Here is a 16,787-nt window from a genome sequence, read left to right as displayed (position 1 = left end):
GTCCGCGCCTATAGTCGCCGCCTTCACTGGGGGGAGCCGATGGGCGGCTGAGAGGTTCCGTTGCGGAACGACCCCTGGAACCTGATCCGGTTCATGCCGGCGTAGGGATCAGTGATGCCAGACCGTACGCGCTTCCTCTTCGCACTCCCGCCATGCTCGCGCCCATGCTCGCGATGACGCCGCTTTCGGTGACCGTCTCGCGCGCCAGGCTGACCTATGGCGGCACGCTGCTGTTCTCCGACCTGACGCTGGATCTGCCGGCAGGGCGAACCACCTGCCTGCTTGGGCCGAGCGGCGTCGGCAAGACCACGTTGCTGCGCATCCTAGCCGGGCTGGCCGAACCCGAGCCTCCGACCTCAGTCACCACCGGCGACGGGCTGCCGCTCGCCGGCCGCATCGCCTACATGGCGCAGCAGGATCTGCTGCTGCCCTGGCTCACCGTTCTGGACAACGTCCTGCTGGGCGACCGGCTGCGCCATCGCCGTCCCGATTCTGCACGGGTGGAGCGTGCCCGTGCTCTGCTCGACCGCGTCGGTTTGGCGGGGCGGGAGCGCGACCGACCGGCTGCCCTGTCCGGCGGGCAGCGGCAGCGGGTGGCGCTGGCCCGCACGCTGATGGAGGACAAGCCGCTGGTCCTGATGGACGAGCCCTTCTCCGCGCTCGACGCCATCACGCGGCTTCGGCTGCAGGAGACGGCGGCGGAAACGCTGGCCGGCCGCACCGTGCTGATGGTCACCCACGATCCGCTGGAAGCGCTGCGCATCGGCGACCGCCTGCATGTGATGACCGGCCGTCCCGCGATCATGGGGCCGGCGCTGGAACCGTCCGGTCCGGTGCCGCGCCGGGTCGACGATCCCGGATTGCTGGCGCTGCAGGCGGAGCTGCTGCGGAGGCTGGCCGAATGAGGGCGTTGCTGCGCGCCCTGGTCACGCTCTCCGTGCTGGTCGCCGGCTGGCAGGCTCTGGTCTGGGCCACCGGCCTGCCGCGCTACCTGCTGCCCGGCCCGCTCGCCGTGGCCGATGCCATGCGACGGCAGGCGCCCCTGCTGTGGAGCCATGGGCTGACCACCCTGACCGAGATCCTGATCGGGCTGGTGGCCGGCGTCGCTCTGGGCAGTGTGAGCGCTTTGCTGCTGGCGCGCTTCCGCACCGCGCGGCGCTGGCTGATGCCGCTGCTGCTGGTCAGCCAGGCGATCCCGGTCTTCGCGCTGGCGCCGCTGCTGGTGCTTTGGCTGGGCTACGGCATGGCGTCCAAGATCGCCATGGCCGTGCTGGTCATTTATTTCCCGGTGACGACCGCGCTGTTCGATGGGCTGCGCCGCACCGATCCCGGCTGGCTCGATCTTGCCCGCACCATGGGCGCCTCGCCCGCCGCGATCCTGTGGAACATCCGACTGCCGGCCGCCCTGCCCGCCTTCTGGTCCGGCGTGCGGGTGGCTGCGGCGGTGGCGCCCATCGGCGCGGTGATCGGCGAGTGGGTCGGGTCGTCCTCCGGCCTCGGCTACCTGATGCTGCACGCCAACGCCCGCATGCAGATTGACCTTCTGTTCGCCGCCGTGCTGGTGCTGGGGCTGTTCGCGGTCACGCTCTATGCCGCCGTCAACGCGCTGGCCCGGCGTGCCCTGCCCTGGCAACCCGATACGCAACCGGCCGAAGACGCCAATCCTTGAGGGGGAGAAAACCCGATGAAGCACCTGTTCGCCGCCGGCCTGATGGCGGCCGGCCTGATGACCGCGCTTCCGGCATTGGCCCAGGACAAGCTGTCCGTGATGCTGGACTGGTTCGTCAACCCTGACCACGCCCCGCTGGTGGTGGCGCAGGAGAAGGGATTCTTCAAGGACGCCGGGCTGGAGGTGACGCTGACCGCCCCGGCCGACCCCAACGACCCGCCGAAGCTGGTCGCCGCCGGCGGCACCGACCTCGCCGTGTCCTACCAGCCGCAACTGATCCTGCAGGTGGCTGAAGGGTTGCCGCTGGTCCGTGTCGGCACGCTGGTCTCGACTCCGCTGAACTCCGTCGTCGTGCTGCGCGACGGGCCGGTGAAGACGCTGAAGGACCTGAAGGGCCGCAAGATCGGCTTCTCCATCGCCGGGTTCGAGGATGCTCTTCTCGGCGCCATGCTGGAGAAGCACGGGCTGAGCCTGAAGGACGTGGAACTGGTGAACGTCAACTTCTCGCTGTCGCCGTCGCTGCTGTCGGGGCAGGTCGATGCGGTGGTCGGCGCCTTCCGGAATTTCGAGTTGAACCAGCTGGAGATCGAGAAGCAGCCCGGCCGTGCCTTCTACCCGGAGGAGGAAGGCGTGCCGCCCTATGACGAGCTGATCCTGGTCGCCCACAAGGCCAAGGCGAACGACCCGCGCTTCAAGCGCTTCCTGGCGGCGGTGGAGCGCGCCACGCTCTACATCCTGAACCATCCGGAAGACTCGCAGGCCGCCTTCGTCAAGGGCCGGCCGGAGTTGAACGACGAACTGAACCGCCGCGCCTGGGCCGACACGCTGCCGCGCTTCTCCCACAGCCCGGCCGCCCTGGATGCCGAGCGCTACACCCGCTTCGCAGAGTTCCTGAAGGTGCGCGGCCTGATCAAGGAGGTGGCGCCGGTCGACCAGTATGCGGTGGTGGTGAAGTAATCCGCGGCTTGACGAGATTGCCTTCCGGGCCGGCGGCGCGTTACCTAGAGGAAAACCGCTCCGCCGCCCAATGATCGGCGGTGGCATAAATCGGGAGACGCAAGGGTATGCCGATCAAGACCATCCTGCTGCACATGGCCAACGACGACGCCCACGCCGGCCGGATGGCCGTTGCCGCAGCGCTGGCCAAGCAATTCTCCGCCCATGTCCAAGCGCTCTATGTCGCCACCCCGGTCTCGATGCCGGCGGGCGCCACCGGCCGGGCTGCGTCATACGTCTTCATGGCGGAAGCCACCGCCATCGCCCACGAGAATGCCGAGCGGATTGAGCGGGAGACGCGGCAGGCGCTGAGCGGCTTGTCCTTTGACTGGACGGTCGAGGAAGGCGATCACGTCGAATTGCTGGCCGAACGGGCTTCCTACGCCGATCTGGTCGTGGTGGCGCAATCGGCGGCAGTCCGGGCGGGGGAGCGCGTGTCCCTGCACAACATCCCCGACCGCCTGCCCCTGGAGACCGCCACCCCGGTGCTGGTCCTGCCACCGGGCCAGCCGGCGACCGCGGCCATCGGCCGGCATGTGCTGGTCGCCTGGAAGAACAGCCGCGAATCGGCCCGCGCCGTCCGCGCCGCCATGCCCTTTCTGGAGACGGCGCAATCCGTCACCGTCCTGACGGTGGAACCGCCCGGCCAACGCAGCGACGAGGCGGCCGCGCTGGTCGACTGGCTGCACCGCCACGGCATCGCCGCCCGCCCGCAATCGGTCATCGCGTCTGGTGGCGAGGTCGGCGAGATGATCCTGTCCTGCTGCACTGATCAGGGTGCCGACCTGCTGGTGATGGGTGCCTACGGCCACTCCCGCCTGCGCGAACTGGTCCTGGGCGGCGCCACGCGCACGGTGCTGGAGGAGCTGACGCTGCCGGCGCTGATGACGCATTGAGAGGGGGAGGGGGCAAAACTCCCCCTCTCAGCACTCACCCGAACAGCTGCCCATGTAGCGCCTGCCAACTGGCCCGGTCGGGCGCCAGCAGGATGCTGCCGTTCAGCAGCCCCGGCCGATAGGGCGTGCCGTCGATTAGCGCCGAATAGCCGCCGGCCTCGGCGTGCAGAAGCACCCCGGCCGCGTGGTCCCACGGCATCAGGCGGTGGTAGAGCGAGTAATGCGCCCGCCCCTCCAGCAGGCGGAGATACTCCTGCGCGGCGCTCGACAGGCAGGCGCGCTCGCCGAGCCCCGCGCTCCGCTCCTCCAACTGCCGGCTCATCTCTTCGGCGCAGAAACGGGTGGACAGCGCGCCGACCATCTGCGGCAGCGGCACCGCCGGCGCGACATGGACTTGGCGTCCGTCGAGCCATGCCCCCTGCCCTTTCACCGCCGTGGCCATCCGCCCGTCCACCGGGTCGTGGATCCAGCCGGCGACCGTCTCGCCCTTGCAGGCGAGCGCCACGATCACCGCGAACATCGGCCGGCCCTGGGCGAAGTTGATGGTGCCGTCCACCGGGTCGATGATCCAGACCGGATCGTCACCGTGGATGCGGTCGAGCACGCGCTCGTCCTCCGACGCCGCCTCCTCGCCGATCACGCGGCTGCCGGGCAGCAGGGCCGACAGCGCGGGGGTCAGCGCGCGTTCCGCCGCTTCATCCGCCAGGGTGACGAGGTCGGTCGGCCCGGTCTTCTGCCGGATGCCGGAGGCGTCCAGCTTCTGGAAGTAAGGCATGATCTCCGTCCGGGCGACGGATCGGATCAGGTCGGACACGCGGTCGATGTCGGGAAGCGGGAAACCCGTCATGGTTGGACGCTCTCACTGTATTCGAGGTGTTGGGCCGTCACGGCCTTGCCGACGGCTTGGCCGGATGGCTGTCCAGCTTCAATGTCGGATCGCCGCCGCCGGGGTTGGTCAGCAGCACCTTGCCGTCCAGTCCGCTGTCCTTCAGCGCCTTCGACAGCGCGTCGAGCGTGGCGCGGTCCGCTGCTGCAGCCGCGGCCTCCTTGGCCTGATCGGGCGATGGCGGCGGCACCGGACCGCCCTGCGCCGGTTGACGCGGCGCATTGGGGTCGATCCGGGGCGGCGGTGGTGGAGTTGGCGGGGGGCCGGCGGTTTCCTTCTCGGGCTCCGGCGGTGGAGGCGGCGGCTGCCAGAGGCGGAAACAGTCGGTGAAGGCCGGCTGCTTGCACTCCTTCAGCAATTCGACGGCATCCGGTGCGATGACCAGCGGTTCGTCGGGGGCGAGGGGAAGCGGTTGCGGCGGGGGCGGAAGCGGGTCTTCCGGCGGGACCTCCGGCTCTTCGACATAGCCGGGCGGAAGGGGCGTTCCGGGCCGCAAGGGCTCCGCCGCAGACGGCAGGGCGAGCGCCAGAAGCACCGGCAAGGCCGGCAGCAGGCGACCGGCACCGGTCAGGACGGAACGGGAGGAGCAACGGAGCACGACAAGACCGCGGCGATGGCGAACGGCCCATTATGGCCCGCCATCACCCGCGCAGTCATCCATCAAGCGTGTGTCAATTCACCATCATGCGGCGGCGCGGTGGTTCCCTTCGGGGAAACCGGCGGACCGCCGCCCCTCGCCATAGCCCCAGGCCGAAAGTTCGCGGCAGATCGCGGCGATCTTCGCGGCCTCGTCGGCATTCGGCTCCCGCTGCGCGGCAGCGTCGATCAGGCGGATCAGCTTGGCACGTCCTTCGGGGGTGCGCGACAACTCCTGCAACCGCAGCAGCGCCGCACCCGGCGGCAATTTCTCTTCACGCGCCACGAGAGCGACCTGATCGGCGAGGAAAGCCGTGATCGAAAAACACGACGGGTCGGTTTGCAACCGCATTGGCAGTCCTCCTCCTGGGGGAGCGCGTTGCTCCGTTCCCATAATCGGACCCCAACGGGGAAATGACCACGCCGCATTCGTCGTAAGACCGGAGTAGGGTGCAACAGGTCATAGCCGATCGTTGCACCCATTCCGTTTGGCCAGTGCAGCGGGGCACCGCTTAAGGTTGCCTCGCTGCACTGGCCGTGCCGTACCGTCAGGCTTGGGAGTGCGGCTGGAACCGCTTCTCGAACCGTGCGAGGTCGGCCGGGTCGAGGGAGACGTGCAGATGCGCCCGCTCCTCGTCGTCCCGGCGTTCCAGAACCTCGCCCTTGGCATAGAGCCAGGCGAGCGCCGCACCGTCGCCCAACTCGACCGACAGGTCGACCACCTGCCGGTTGACGTTCATCCGCTGATCCAGCAGGCGGTCGAGATCGTCGATTCCCTCGCCGGACAGGGCGGATACCGCAACCGCACGCGGGTTGCGGCTGGTCTGGGCCAGGATCGCCGCACGGCTTTCGCCGTCCAGCGCGTCGATCTTGTTCAGCACCTCGATCACCCGGTCGTCCGTTTCCGGATCGATGTCCATGTCGGACAGCACCTCATGGACGTCAGCTTTCTGGGCGTCGCTGTCGATGTGGGCAATGTCGCGGACATGCAGGATGATGTCGGCGGCGTCCACCTCCTCCAGCGTGGCGCGGAAGGCGGCGACGAGGCCGTGCGGCAGGTCGGAGATGAAGCCGACGGTGTCGGACAGGATCACCTTGCGCCCGGACGGCAGGGTCACCTGCCGCATGGTCGGGTCCAGCGTGGCGAACAGCAGGTTCTGGGCGAAGACGTCGGCATTCGCCAGCCGGTTGAACAGCGTCGACTTGCCGGCGTTGGTGTAGCCGACCAGCGCCACCACCGGGTACGGCACCTTGGCGCGCGCCTTGCGGTGCAGACCGCGGGTACGCCGCACCTCCTCCAGTTCCTTCTTGATCTTGATGATCCGGTCGCCGATCAGGCGCCGGTCGAGTTCGAGCTGGGATTCGCCGGGGCCGCCGAGGAAGCCGAAGCCGCCGCGCTGCCGTTCCAGGTGGGTCCAGGAGCGGACGAGCCGCGACTTCTGGTAGGTCAGCGACGCCAGTTCGACCTGCAGCATGCCTTCCCGCGTGCGGGCGCGGGCGCCGAAGATCTCCAGGATGAGGCCGGTCCGGTCGATGACCTTGGCCTTCAATGCCCGTTCGAGGTTGCGCTGCTGCACCGGCGACAGGGCATGGTCGAGGATGACCAGCGTCGCCTCGTTCTCCTCCACCACCTGTGCCAGATGCTCCACCGTGCCGGAGCCGAGCAGGGTCGAAGGCTGCGGCCGGTTCACCTTGGCGCATTCGGCATGGATGACATCCAGCTGAATCGCCTGGGCAAGACCGATCGCCTCCTCAAGCCGTGATTCGGGAGGGCGCAAGTCCCCGTCCGCCTCGTTGCGGAGGACGGGGTGGACCACGATGGCCCGCGCGGCGCCTTCCGGGGCCGCGCCGTTACCATTGGTCAAGGGATCAGACGCTTTCACCTTCCTTGGGCGGCTCGAAAAGTTGAATGGGATGGGCCGGCATGACCGTCGAGATTGCGTGCTTGTAAACGAGCTGGGAGTGCGCGTCGCGCCGCAGCAGTACCGAGAAGTTGTCGAACCAAGTAATGATGCCCTGGAGTTTCACGCCGTTCACGAGAAAGACGGTTACGGGAGTCTTGTTCTTGCGGACGTGGTTCAGAAACACATCCTGCACGTTCTGGCTTTTTTCAGACATTTTTCATGCCCCCTTCTTCAATGTTCTTGGGACCCCTTGTCTAAAGGCGGTCCGCTCCCCGTTTCACGGTGTAGGTTTGGTGCGCGCAGGTACCGTCTCGACAGCCGTTTGGAGGGATATGGTATCACCATTGCCATCCACCAAGCCACACAGGACGCTCTGCAGCGCCGTACAGTCGGTGTGGCGATGGGCGGGAGGAAAACGGTCGAAGCCGCTCCCCTCGCCGAGCCCTATTAGCACCGGAACGAGACCGGCGCCATGGGCGCATTCCATGTCTATGTCGGCATCGCCGAGAAACCAGACGTCGGGCCCAGGTTCGATCCCCGCCGGCTCCAGCGCCATCCGGACCGGGGCGAGGTGCGGCTTGTCGAACTCGGCATCCTGGGCGCCGACCAGCTTGCCGAAATAGCGGGTCCAGCCCAGCGCATCGGCCTCCGCCCGCAGGAACCTGCCGTTCTTGTTGGAGACGACGGCCTGATAGACGCCGCGCTCGTGGAAATGCCGCAGCAGGGTCTCTGCGCCGGGCAGCGGCTTCAGCCCGTCCAGATGATGGGCGGCGAAATAGCCGTAGAACAGGTCGCGCGCCTCGGTCCAGCTGTCGCCGAAGATCCGGGGGAAACTGTCGCGCAGCGACGCCTTGATCCGCTCGCGCGCCTCCTCCGCACTCCAGGGGGCAAGTCCGAAGGACACCAGCGCATGGTTCAGCGCCTCGCGCACCGTATCCCAGTTGCTGACCAGGGTGTTGTCCCAGTCATAGATGACGGCGCGCGGCAGGGTGATGGGGGCGGACAAGGGGAGGACTCTCATTGTGTGGTGATTATGGCTGCCACTTGCCCCCACCCCGCCCCTCCCCGCTGGGCGAGGGAGGGAGATTGGCGCATGCTTGTCGGGGCGGCGATAGTTCCCTCCCCCGCCCAGCGGGGGAGGGTTAGGGTGGGGGGTAAACTTCCTTTTCCGTCACTCGATGAACATCTTCCCCTTCTCGCTGCCATGGACGCCCAGCGACTTCAGCTTGCGGTGAAGGGCGGAACGCTCCATGCCGACGAAGGACGCGGTGCGGGAGATGTTGCCGCCGAAGCGGGTGACCTGGGCCAGCAGATATTCGCGCTCGAACACCTCGCGCGCCTCGCGCAGCGGCAGGCCCATGATCTCGCCGCCCTTGTCCCATTTAAGGACGGTGGGCGTGATGGCGCCGATTTCCGGCGGCAGGGTGTCGGCGCGGATCGGTTCCTTCGCGTCGCCCTGCGCCATGATCAGCAGCCAATCCACCACGTTTCGCAGCTGGCGCACATTGCCCGGCCAGTCATAGGCCTGGAGCGCCGCCATCGCATCCTCGCCGAATTCACGGATCGGCAGGCCGGACGCCTCGGCGGACCGCTGCATGAAATGCCGGGCCAGCACTGGGATGTCCTCCCGCCGTTCGGCCAGCGAGGGCACGCGGATCGGCACCACCGACAGGCGGTAGAACAGGTCCTGGCGGAAGCGGCCCTGCTCGATCTCCGCCTGCAGGTCGCGGTTGGAGGTGGCGATGACGCGCACGTCGACCTCGACCCGCTGGCCGCCGCCGACGCGCTCGAACACCTGTTCCTGCAGGGCGCGGACGATCTTGCCCTGGGTTTCCAGCGGCATGTCGGCGACCTCGTCCAGCAGCAGCGTGCCGCCATGGGCCTGCTCGAAGGTGCCGATCTTGCGGCCGGGGCCGTCGACGCCGGCCTCGGTGCCGAACAGCTCCATCTCCAGCCGTTCCGGCCGCATGGTGGCGCAGTTCAGCCCGACGAAGGGACCGCCGGCGCGGCGGGAGCGGGCGTGGATCAGGCGTGCGACCACCTCCTTGCCGGCGCCGGGCGGGCCGGAGATCAGCACGCGGCTGCCGGTGGGCGCAACCTTGTCGATCGACTGGCGCACCTGGTTGACCGCGGAGGACCGGCCGATCAGTTCGGCGTCGCCGCCGGCGCGCAGCTTCAGTTCCTGATTCTCGCGCTTCAGCCGCGCCGCCTCGATGGCGCGGTCCACCATCAGCAGAAGGCGGTCGGCCTTGAACGGCTTCTCGATGAAGTCGTAGGCGCCGACCTTGATCGCCTGCACCGCGGTTTCGATGTTGCCGTGGCCGGAGATCATGATGACCGGCAGGTTCGCATGGTCGCGCATCAGCTGTTCCAGGATCTGCAGGCCGTCCAGCCTGCTGCCCTGCAGCCAGATGTCGAGCACGACAAGGCTCGGCCGGCGCGCCGCCACCTGGGCGAAGGCCTGATCGGCGTCGGCGGCCTCGCGGGTCTTGATGCCTTCGTCGTTCAGGATGCCGGCGATCAGCATCCGGATATCAGCTTCGTCGTCGACGATCAGAATGTCATGCGCCATGGGCTTCGTGCCTCAACTCTCCGCCGGTCTCCGCCGGCCTGTCGTTACGGCCGCCCGCGTCGTTCGCGGCCGCAACCGGGTGTGGAACGACCAGGGTCACGCGCGCCCCGGTCCCGCCCTCGCGGTCCTCCAGGGTCAGCACGCCGCCGTGGTCCTCCATGATCTTCTTGACGATCGCGAGCCCAAGCCCGGTGCCCTTGGCCCGCGTCGTCACATAGGGTTCGGTCAGCCGGTCGCGCTGCTCGCCGCCGGGAAGGCCCTTGCCGTTGTCCTCGACGGTGACGACGACCTTCTCGCCGTCGTCCTCCACCGCGATCGACACCTCGCCGGGCGACAGTTCCGACCCGTCGGCGGGTTGGCCGCGCCCTTCGATGGCGTCCGCCGCGTTCTGCAGCAGGTTGGTCAGCGCCTGCGAGATCTGCCGGCTGTCGCAGGCCACCGTCAGCGGTCCCGCCGGCAGCCGCGTCTCGAACCGGATCCTGCCGGTATGCGCGCTGGATTGCAGGAAGACCGCCTGACGAACCAGATCGTTGATGTTGACCGGCTTCATCACCGGCTGCGGCATGCGCGCGAAGGCGGAGAACTCGTCCACCATGCGGCGGATGTCGTCCACCTGCCGGATGATGGTGTCGGTGCACATGGTGAAGACCTCCGTATCGCTGGAGATCTCCTTCAGATACTTGCGGCGCAGCCGTTCGGCAGACAGCTGGATCGGCGTCAGCGGGTTCTTGATCTCATGCGCGATCCGGCGCGCCACGTCGGCCCATGCCGCCTTGCGCTGTGCCGACACCAGTTCGGTAATGTCGTCGAAGGTAACGACATAGCCGCGCACGTTGCCGTCCCGCACCTCGGCGGCGATGCGGACCAGCAGGGTCAGCATCGGCTTGCCGGGGCGGCGGACATGGATCTGGTCCTGGACGACGCGGCCGGGCTTCTTCGGCGCGTTCTCCAGCAGATCGCCCATGTCCGGCAGCAGTTCGACCAGCGAGAGGCCGACCAGCCGCTCCGGATCGTCCTCGCCCAGCAGGCGCGCGGCGGACAGGTTCGGCAGGTTGATGACGCCGTCGGCATCCAGGCCCAGCACGCCCGCCGACACGCCCGACAGCACCGTCTCGGTGAAGCGGCGGCGTTCGTCCAGCAGGCGGTTGGTCGACAGAAGCTCCCGCCGCTGCCCCTCGATCTCGGTCGTCATGCGGTTGAAGGCGCGCGATAGCAGGACGAACTCGTCCTCCCCTGGCGGTTCCGACACGCGGACGGTGAGGTCGCCGGCACGCACCCGTTCGGCGGCGCCGATCAGCGCGCTGATCGGGCGGACCAGCCGGGTTGCGAAGTTCAGGCCTGCCCACACCGCGGCCAGCAGCAGCAGCATTGCCACCATGAGGAAGATCAGCGTGAAGGTGATCTGCAGACTGCCGCGCTGGTTCTCCAGCGCGCTGTATTCCTTCACCGCGCCCTCGGCCGCCGCCATGTGCTGCAGGACCCGCGGTTCCACCATGCGGCCGACATAGAGGAAGGTGTCGGACATCCGGTCCAGGCTGACCAGCGCGCGCACGCGGTCGTCGGATTCCTTGACGATCAGCGCGACCTCGCCGTTGCGGGCCTGCTGGAGCTTCTCCTCCGGGATCGGCTCGAACTCAAGGGTGAAGGTGTAGCCGACGCGGGCGACGATGGCGCCGGTGGTGCCGTTGAAGACGATGGCCTCCGACAGGGCGCGCAGCATCGCCTGGGTGGCGACGACCTGCTCGAACCGCTGCGGATCGCTGGAGAAGCGCGCCTCCTGCGACAGGTCGTTGGCCATGGCGAGCGCGTCGGCGCGGATGTTCTGCTGGTGCTCGTGCAGGTAGGCGCTGGCGACCACCAGGGATTCGTTCACCGCCGTGCGCACGCGGTCGCTGAACCAGCTCTGCACACCGGCATAGAAGAACAGGGTGGAGAAGACGGTCATGATGATGGCGGGCGCCACCGCCAGCACGCTGAACACCAGGACCAGCCGGGTATGCAGCCGCGAGCCGGCAAGCCCGCGCCGCCGGCCGATCATGATCGCCACGATGCGCCGGGCGATCAGCACCCCCAGAGTCAGCAGGATCGCAAGGTCGAGCGTCAGCAGAAGCGTGACCGTGCGCGGATTGGCCTGCCCGAAGGGCGCGCTTTCGGTCATCGCCGCGTAGGTGGCGAAGCCGGCGGCCAGAGCCGCCAGCGACAGCGCAAAGGCCAGCCGCTTGCCCAGGCCGACCCGCCGGGACCATTGAAGGAACTTCTGCCAAACCGGCATCTGGCCGGCCGCAGGGGTGTCGGTTGTCAGGGGCATGTTCCGGCGCTAATCTGTTGCCGGAAAGATACACCTCTGTTGCGGCCCTGCCAAGATGCAATGGCTCTGTCTTTCGGACAGGGCGTCGATATGCCGGCCGATATGGGCTGCAGGGACGGATGTGCGCCGTAAGATGCGCATCCGTCCGTGCCAAGCCTGTGTCACAATTTTGGCACGGACGGGTTGCGGCGGCGTGGCGGGACCGCTACTTGATCCCGCGCATCACCTGAATATCCAGATCGCGAATCTTCTTGCGCAGGGTATTGCGGTTCAGACCCAGCAGCTGGGCGGCCTTGATCTGGTTCCCGCGGGTCGCCGACAGGCTCAGCGAGATCAGCGGCCGTTCGATCTCGCGCAGGACGCGGTCGTAGAGGCCGTTGGACGGCATGCCGTCCTTGTGAGCGGCGAAATAGTCCTTCAGATGGCGTTCGACCGCGGAAGACAGCCCTTCGCTTTGCGGCTCCTCCACCGGCTGGGAGGCAGGGGTGGCGTCGGCAAGCTCCGCCTCCACCACGTCCAGGCCGATGACCTCCTGCGAATAGAGGGCGGCCAGCCGGCGAACGAGGTTTTCCAGTTCGCGCACATTGCCCGGCCAGCGGTAGCGCTTCAGCCGGTCCATCGCCGCCTGATCGATGCTCTTGGCCGGGAGCCCTTGGGCGATGCCGATGTTCAGGAAATGGCGGACCAGCAGCGGAATGTCTTCGGTGCGCTCGCGCAGCGGCGGCAGGCGGATCGGCACGACGCACAGGCGATAGAACAGATCCTCGCGGAAGAGGCCCTGGCGGATCAGCGTGCGCAGGTCGCGGTGGGTGGCGGCGATGATGCGGACGTCGGTCTTGATCGCGGTGCGCCCGCCGACCGTGGTGTATTCGCCCTCCTGCAGAACGCGCAGCAGGCGGGTCTGGGCATCGAGCGGCATGTCGCCGATCTCGTCCAGGAACAGTGTGCCGCCCTGCGCCTGCTCGAACCGGCCGGTCGACCGGTTGGTGGCGCCGGTGAAAGCTCCCTTCTCGTGGCCGAACAGTTCGGATTCGATCAGTTCGCGCGGGATGGCCGCCATGTTGATGGCGACGAAGGCGCCGTTGCGCCGCTTGCCGTAATCGTGCAGAGCACGGGCCACCAGCTCCTTGCCGGTGCCGGACTCGCCGGTGATCATCACCGTCAGGTCGGTGCCCATCAGGCGCGCCAGCACCCGGTAGATTTCCTGCATCGCCGGCGAACGGCCGATCAGGGGAAGCTGCTCCTCGCTCTCCTGGTCGCCGCCGGGCATGGCGGCAGGCGCGTTGTTGGCGTTCAGCGCGCGCTCGACGACCGACACCAGTTCCTTCAGGTCGAAGGGCTTGGGCAGATATTCGAAGGCGCCGCGTTCCGCCGCCTTCACCGCGGTGATCAGCGTGTTCTGCGCGCTCATCACGACGACGCGCAATTCCGGCCGCAGCTTCTTGATGCGCGGGATCAGATCCAGGCCGTTTTCGTCCGGCATCACCACGTCGGTGATGACCAGATCCCCCTGCCCGTCCGCAACCCAGCGCCACAGGGTCGCGGCGTTGCCGGTGGTGCGCACCTCGTGGCCCAGGCGGGCGAGGGCTTGCGTCAGGACGGTGCGGATGGCCCGGTCGTCATCCGCGATGAGAATGGTCGCCGCGCTCATCAACGACTCCCCCGGCCGCCCTTGGACTGCGAGCCAGCGTCAGAAATCTTCGAATTCCCGGAAGGTTTCGAGTCTTCGTATTTCGAATCATCGTACATCGGCAGCGACACCTTGAAGACTGTCCGGCGAGGCTGGCTGTCGAACTCGATGGTTCCGCCATGATCGCCTATGAGTTTCGCCACCAATGCAAGACCAAGGCCAGTCCCGTTGACCTTGCTGGTCACGAAGGGATCGAACAGGTTCGACTGCAGGTCTTCGGGAATGCCGTCGCCATTATCCTGAACCGTCACCAGCAGCGGCAGATGCCTGCGCGTGTCGCCGCCCGGCAGGGCCATGCGCACACCATGCTGGTAGGAGGTGGTCAGCGTGATCTCGCCGCCTGATTCCGGTGCAGCCTCTGCCGCATTTTTGATCAAATTCAGGAAAACCTGCACAAGTTGGTCGCGATTGCCGTAAACGGGAGGCAGTGACGGGTCGTAACGCTCGACAAAGCGTATTTTTCGGGCAAACCCGCTCTGGGCGACCTTGCGCACATGCTCCAGCACCGTGTGGATGTTCACCGCGGCCCGCTCCAGCGGCCGTTCGTCGGAGAACACCTCCATCCGGTTGACCAGCGCCACGATGCGGTCGGCCTCGTCGCAGATCAGGCGGGTCAGCACGCGGTCCTGGTCGCCGGCATTCTCCTCCAGCAGCTGGGCGGCGCCCCGGATGCCCGACAGCGGGTTCTTCACCTCATGCGCCAGCATCGCCGCCATGGCGGTGACGGAGCGCGCGGCGTGGCGATGGGTCAGCGAATGGTCGATCTTGCGGGCCAGCGAGCGCTCATGGATGGTCAGCACCACATGGTCGGGCGGATCGCCCATGGCCGCCACCTGGACCGTCACATGGTGCGGGCCGATACGGGGCGTGTCGATGACGACGCCATCCTGCGACACCCGGCGACTACCCCGGCGCACTTGCTCGATCAGCCCCATCACCGGGCTGTCCGGCGGCAGCAGATCGGGCAGCGGCATGCCTTCCATGGCGTTGGCGGACAGGTCGAAGAACTCCTGCCCTTCCAGGTTGACGAAGCGGATCTCTCCGTTGCCGTCCACCACCAGCACCGGATCGGGCAGGCTGTTCAGCACCACCAGGGAGTCCAGCCGCAGCGCCCGCGAGGCACCCGACCGGTTGCGGCCACGCTGGCCCGGGGCGGTGCCGCGGCTGGTCATGGGTACGGGGTCCATCAGGCGGCCATCCTTTCGATTGCCGGTTCGTAAAAGGCACGGATACGGTCACGCACCGCTTCGGGATCGCCCAGCCTGTTGACCTCCTGCCGGAACTCGTTGGAGTCGCGCAGTCCGGTCGAATACCAGGACACATGCTTGCGGGCGACCTTGATGCCGCCGTCCGTGCCGTAATGGCTCAGCATGCTGTCGAAATGCTCCAGCAGCGTGTCCATCTGATCATGCAGCGGCGGATCGGGCAGCCTTTCGCCGGTGCGCAGGTAGTGCATGACCTGGGACGGGAACCAGGGGCGGCCGTAGCTGCCGCGGCCGATCATCACGCCGTCGGCGCCGCTTTCGGCCAGGGCTTGGTCCACCGCCTCGAAGCTGGTGATGTCGCCGTTGACCACGACAGGGATCGACACCGCGTCCTTCACTTGGCGGACGTAGGTCCAGTCGGCGGTGCCGGTGTAGAACTGCATGCGGGTGCGGCCATGGACCGTCACCATCCTGATGCCGCACTGTTCGGCGATGCGGGCGAGGTTCGGGGCGTTGCGGCTGGTCTCGTCCCAGCCCAGCCGCATCTTCAGCGTCACCGGGATGCCGACGGCCTTCACCACCGCCTCCAGGATGCGGCCGGCCAACACCTCGTCCCGCATCAGGGAGGAGCCGGCATGGCCGTTGACCACCTTCTTCACCGGACAGCCGAAATTGATGTCGACCACCGCGGCGCCGCGGTCCTCGTTCAGCTTCGCCGCCTCGGCCATCACCTCGGGCTCGCAGCCGGCGAGTTGGACGGCCATTGGGAATTCCTCGGGCTCGGTCTCCACCATGCGCAGGGTCTGGCGGTTCTCGCGGATCATCGCCTGGCTGGCGATCATCTCCGACACCACGAGACCGCAGCCCGCGCGCTTCACCAGACGGCGGAACGGCAGGTCGGAGACACCCGACATGGGCGCCAGGATCACCGGTCCGGCGAGCGTGATGGGTCCGATTTGTATGGTCATTCTCACCTGCCCGATTGATGGGCAAAACAACAAAGTGCTAACATTTTAAGCAAGTTATCACGCAGGTACGGCGCGGTGCAAGGGCGAAGCCCATGGCAACGGTCAGGCATCCCTTACCAGGTCCATTGCCCGATCAGCACGTTGGACACGAACTTGACGCCGGGATAGGCGAGCGTCGCCAGCAGATAGACGATCAGCATCGTCCGCGCCGCCGTCCGCCCGCGCACGCCGGTGCGGTATTCCGCCAGCAGCAGGATGCCGATCACCACGAAGGTCGCCAGCGACAGCAGGCTCTTGTGATCGGTGCGGAACAGTTGTCCCTGCTCGAAATAAAGCACCGCCATGCCGGTGGCGAGGCCGGCGCCCAGCACCACCTCCGACGCGATCAGCAGGCGCAGTTGCAGCCGCTCGCTTTCGGCAACCGGCGGCAGGAAGCGGCTGAGCGGGGTCGGCCGCTTGGTTTTCAAGGCCCGCGTCTGCAGCACCGCGGCCAGCGACGCCACGGCGCTGAGCGTCAGCAGGGCATAGGTGAAGACCGACACCCCGATGTGCAGATCGATCCAAACGCCGGGAGCGTTGCCGCGCATGACCGGAGCCGGCGCATCCTCGGTCAGCGTGGCGAACAGGCAGACGATCAGCAGATAGGGCAAAAGCAGCGGCGCCAGTCTCCAGGCCGTGCCATGGAACAGGCTGAGCCCGATGAACAGCGCCATGCAGGCGGCGGTGGTCACCCACAGCGCGGTGGAAAAGCCGGTTTGCCACTGTCCAGCGACTTGCAGGATCGCCCACATGCCCGGTCCTGCGGCGGCCAGCACCAGGGCGCCCCAGAAGGACCAGCCGCGCCCCTCCACACCCTGCCCCGCGATGCGCCGGTAGGGATAGAAGGCGGCAGGCACCAGGGTCACCAGCGCCGTCAGGCTCAAGAGAATGTTCTGCGACATGGACCCGAACGCACTCCCGTCTTTCCGCCCCGACATGCCGCCCCGTCTGTGGCCATTGACCCGCCGGGAGCCGTCCGGCGATTGAAACAGGCAGGCGCGGCACTTGGCGGAACCAC

At 67.5% G+C, this 16,787-nt stretch carries 16 protein-coding genes and 1 riboswitch; of the genes, 4 read left to right on the top strand and 12 right to left on the bottom strand.

Translation table 11 applies throughout. From position 1 onward, the window contains the following. Nucleotides 1-19: 19 nt before the first annotated feature. Nucleotides 20-126, top strand: a riboswitch (TPP riboswitch). A gap of 26 nt (nucleotides 127-152) precedes the next feature. The 4 genes from J2Y49_RS07255 (at nucleotide 153) to J2Y49_RS07240 (ending at nucleotide 3,561) form a co-directional block, all read left to right on the top strand. Next, nucleotides 153-905, top strand: a complete 753-nt coding sequence (locus J2Y49_RS07255) for an ABC transporter ATP-binding protein (protein ID WP_310113652.1) — start codon at nucleotides 153-155, stop codon at nucleotides 903-905. Beyond that, nucleotides 902-1,669 (top strand): ABC transporter permease, encoded by a 768-nt coding sequence (locus J2Y49_RS07250; protein WP_310113651.1) that lies wholly within the window; start codon nucleotides 902-904, stop codon nucleotides 1,667-1,669. The genes J2Y49_RS07255 and J2Y49_RS07250 overlap by 4 nt, the downstream gene beginning before the upstream one ends. A 15-nt stretch (nucleotides 1,670-1,684) precedes the next feature. Beyond that, nucleotides 1,685-2,626 carry an ABC transporter substrate-binding protein gene (locus J2Y49_RS07245; RefSeq protein ID WP_310113649.1) on the top strand — a complete coding sequence of 314 codons (942 nt, stop codon included), beginning with the start codon at nucleotides 1,685-1,687 and terminating at the stop codon, nucleotides 2,624-2,626. A 107-nt stretch (nucleotides 2,627-2,733) separates the two neighbouring features. Beyond that, nucleotides 2,734-3,561 carry a universal stress protein gene (locus J2Y49_RS07240; protein ID WP_310113648.1) on the top strand — a complete coding sequence of 276 codons (828 nt, stop codon included), beginning with the start codon at nucleotides 2,734-2,736 and terminating at the stop codon, nucleotides 3,559-3,561. A 34-nt stretch (nucleotides 3,562-3,595) separates the two neighbouring features. Here J2Y49_RS07240 and J2Y49_RS07235 read toward each other — a convergent pair whose 3' ends face one another. The 12 genes from J2Y49_RS07235 to J2Y49_RS07180 form a co-directional block, all read right to left on the bottom strand. Next, complete coding sequence (locus tag J2Y49_RS07235) at nucleotides 3,596-4,408, bottom strand: inositol monophosphatase family protein (protein WP_310113646.1); 813 nt, start codon at nucleotides 4,406-4,408, stop codon at nucleotides 3,596-3,598. Between the two features lie 37 nt (nucleotides 4,409-4,445). Beyond that, nucleotides 4,446-5,045 carry a hypothetical protein gene (locus tag J2Y49_RS07230; protein WP_310113644.1) on the bottom strand — a complete coding sequence of 200 codons (600 nt, stop codon included), beginning with the start codon at nucleotides 5,043-5,045 and terminating at the stop codon, nucleotides 4,446-4,448. Between the two features lie 84 nt (nucleotides 5,046-5,129). Continuing rightward, nucleotides 5,130-5,435: a hypothetical protein gene (locus J2Y49_RS07225; protein WP_194914752.1), complete on the bottom strand. Its 306-nt coding sequence runs from the start codon at nucleotides 5,433-5,435 to the stop codon at nucleotides 5,130-5,132. Between the two features lie 196 nt (nucleotides 5,436-5,631). Next, nucleotides 5,632-6,900, bottom strand: coding sequence for a GTPase HflX (gene hflX / locus J2Y49_RS07220; protein WP_310114972.1), 1,269 nt, complete (start codon nucleotides 6,898-6,900; stop codon nucleotides 5,632-5,634). Nucleotides 6,901-6,952: 52 nt separating this feature from the next. After that, on the bottom strand, nucleotides 6,953-7,201 hold the full coding sequence (gene hfq / locus J2Y49_RS07215; RefSeq protein ID WP_012974114.1) for an RNA chaperone Hfq: 249 nt from the start codon (nucleotides 7,199-7,201) through the stop codon (nucleotides 6,953-6,955). A 63-nt stretch (nucleotides 7,202-7,264) separates the two neighbouring features. Continuing rightward, nucleotides 7,265-7,993, bottom strand: coding sequence for an HAD family hydrolase (locus J2Y49_RS07210; protein ID WP_310113639.1), 729 nt, complete (start codon nucleotides 7,991-7,993; stop codon nucleotides 7,265-7,267). Nucleotides 7,994-8,158: 165 nt separating this feature from the next. Then, complete coding sequence (locus J2Y49_RS07205) at nucleotides 8,159-9,559, bottom strand: sigma-54 dependent transcriptional regulator (protein WP_310113637.1); 1,401 nt, start codon at nucleotides 9,557-9,559, stop codon at nucleotides 8,159-8,161. Beyond that, on the bottom strand, nucleotides 9,549-11,867 hold the full coding sequence (locus J2Y49_RS07200) for a PAS domain-containing sensor histidine kinase (protein ID WP_310113635.1): 2,319 nt from the start codon (nucleotides 11,865-11,867) through the stop codon (nucleotides 9,549-9,551). The genes J2Y49_RS07205 and J2Y49_RS07200 overlap by 11 nt, the downstream gene beginning before the upstream one ends. Before the next feature lie 205 nt (nucleotides 11,868-12,072). Beyond that, entirely contained in the window at nucleotides 12,073-13,518 is a 1,446-nt protein-coding gene (gene ntrC / locus J2Y49_RS07195; RefSeq protein ID WP_310113634.1) for a nitrogen regulation protein NR(I), read from the bottom strand. Beyond that, on the bottom strand, nucleotides 13,518-14,744 hold the full coding sequence (locus tag J2Y49_RS07190) for an ATP-binding protein (RefSeq protein ID WP_310113633.1): 1,227 nt from the start codon (nucleotides 14,742-14,744) through the stop codon (nucleotides 13,518-13,520). The genes ntrC and J2Y49_RS07190 overlap by 1 nt, the downstream gene beginning before the upstream one ends. Then, a complete protein-coding gene (dusB, locus tag J2Y49_RS07185) occupies nucleotides 14,744-15,730 on the bottom strand; it encodes a tRNA dihydrouridine synthase DusB (RefSeq protein WP_310113632.1) in 987 nt (328 codons plus the stop codon). Before dusB ends, J2Y49_RS07190 begins: the two co-directional genes overlap by 1 nt. A 113-nt stretch (nucleotides 15,731-15,843) precedes the next feature. Further along, nucleotides 15,844-16,671, bottom strand: coding sequence for a cytochrome c biogenesis protein CcsA (locus tag J2Y49_RS07180; RefSeq protein WP_310113630.1), 828 nt, complete (start codon nucleotides 16,669-16,671; stop codon nucleotides 15,844-15,846). Nucleotides 16,672-16,787 lie beyond the last annotated feature (116 nt).

Source organism: Azospirillum sp. BE72, assembly GCF_031455875.1.
Classification (GTDB): Bacteria; Pseudomonadota; Alphaproteobacteria; order Azospirillales; family Azospirillaceae; genus Azospirillum.
The sequence above is the reverse complement of the archived record's forward strand: the minus strand, read 5'-3'. Positions and strand labels throughout refer to the sequence as shown.

Coding starts and splice junctions, on each gene's coding strand:
- J2Y49_RS07255 (WP_310113652.1), top strand. CDS start 153: ATGCTCGCGCCCATGCTCGCGATGACGCCGCTTTCGGTGACCGTCTCG.
- J2Y49_RS07250 (WP_310113651.1), top strand. CDS start 902: ATGAGGGCGTTGCTGCGCGCCCTGGTCACGCTCTCCGTGCTGGTCGCC.
- J2Y49_RS07245 (WP_310113649.1), top strand. CDS start 1,685: ATGAAGCACCTGTTCGCCGCCGGCCTGATGGCGGCCGGCCTGATGACC.
- J2Y49_RS07240 (WP_310113648.1), top strand. CDS start 2,734: ATGCCGATCAAGACCATCCTGCTGCACATGGCCAACGACGACGCCCAC.
- J2Y49_RS07235 (WP_310113646.1), bottom strand. CDS start 4,408: ATGACGGGTTTCCCGCTTCCCGACATCGACCGCGTGTCCGACCTGATC.
- J2Y49_RS07225 (WP_194914752.1), bottom strand. CDS start 5,435: ATGCGGTTGCAAACCGACCCGTCGTGTTTTTCGATCACGGCTTTCCTC.
- hfq (WP_012974114.1), bottom strand. CDS start 7,201: ATGTCTGAAAAAAGCCAGAACGTGCAGGATGTGTTTCTGAACCACGTC.
- J2Y49_RS07205 (WP_310113637.1), bottom strand. CDS start 9,559: ATGGCGCATGACATTCTGATCGTCGACGACGAAGCTGATATCCGGATG.
- J2Y49_RS07200 (WP_310113635.1), bottom strand. CDS start 11,867: ATGCCCCTGACAACCGACACCCCTGCGGCCGGCCAGATGCCGGTTTGG.
- ntrC (WP_310113634.1), bottom strand. CDS start 13,518: ATGAGCGCGGCGACCATTCTCATCGCGGATGACGACCGGGCCATCCGC.
- J2Y49_RS07190 (WP_310113633.1), bottom strand. CDS start 14,744: ATGGACCCCGTACCCATGACCAGCCGCGGCACCGCCCCGGGCCAGCGT.
- dusB (WP_310113632.1), bottom strand. CDS start 15,730: ATGACCATACAAATCGGACCCATCACGCTCGCCGGACCGGTGATCCTG.
- J2Y49_RS07180 (WP_310113630.1), bottom strand. CDS start 16,671: ATGTCGCAGAACATTCTCTTGAGCCTGACGGCGCTGGTGACCCTGGTG.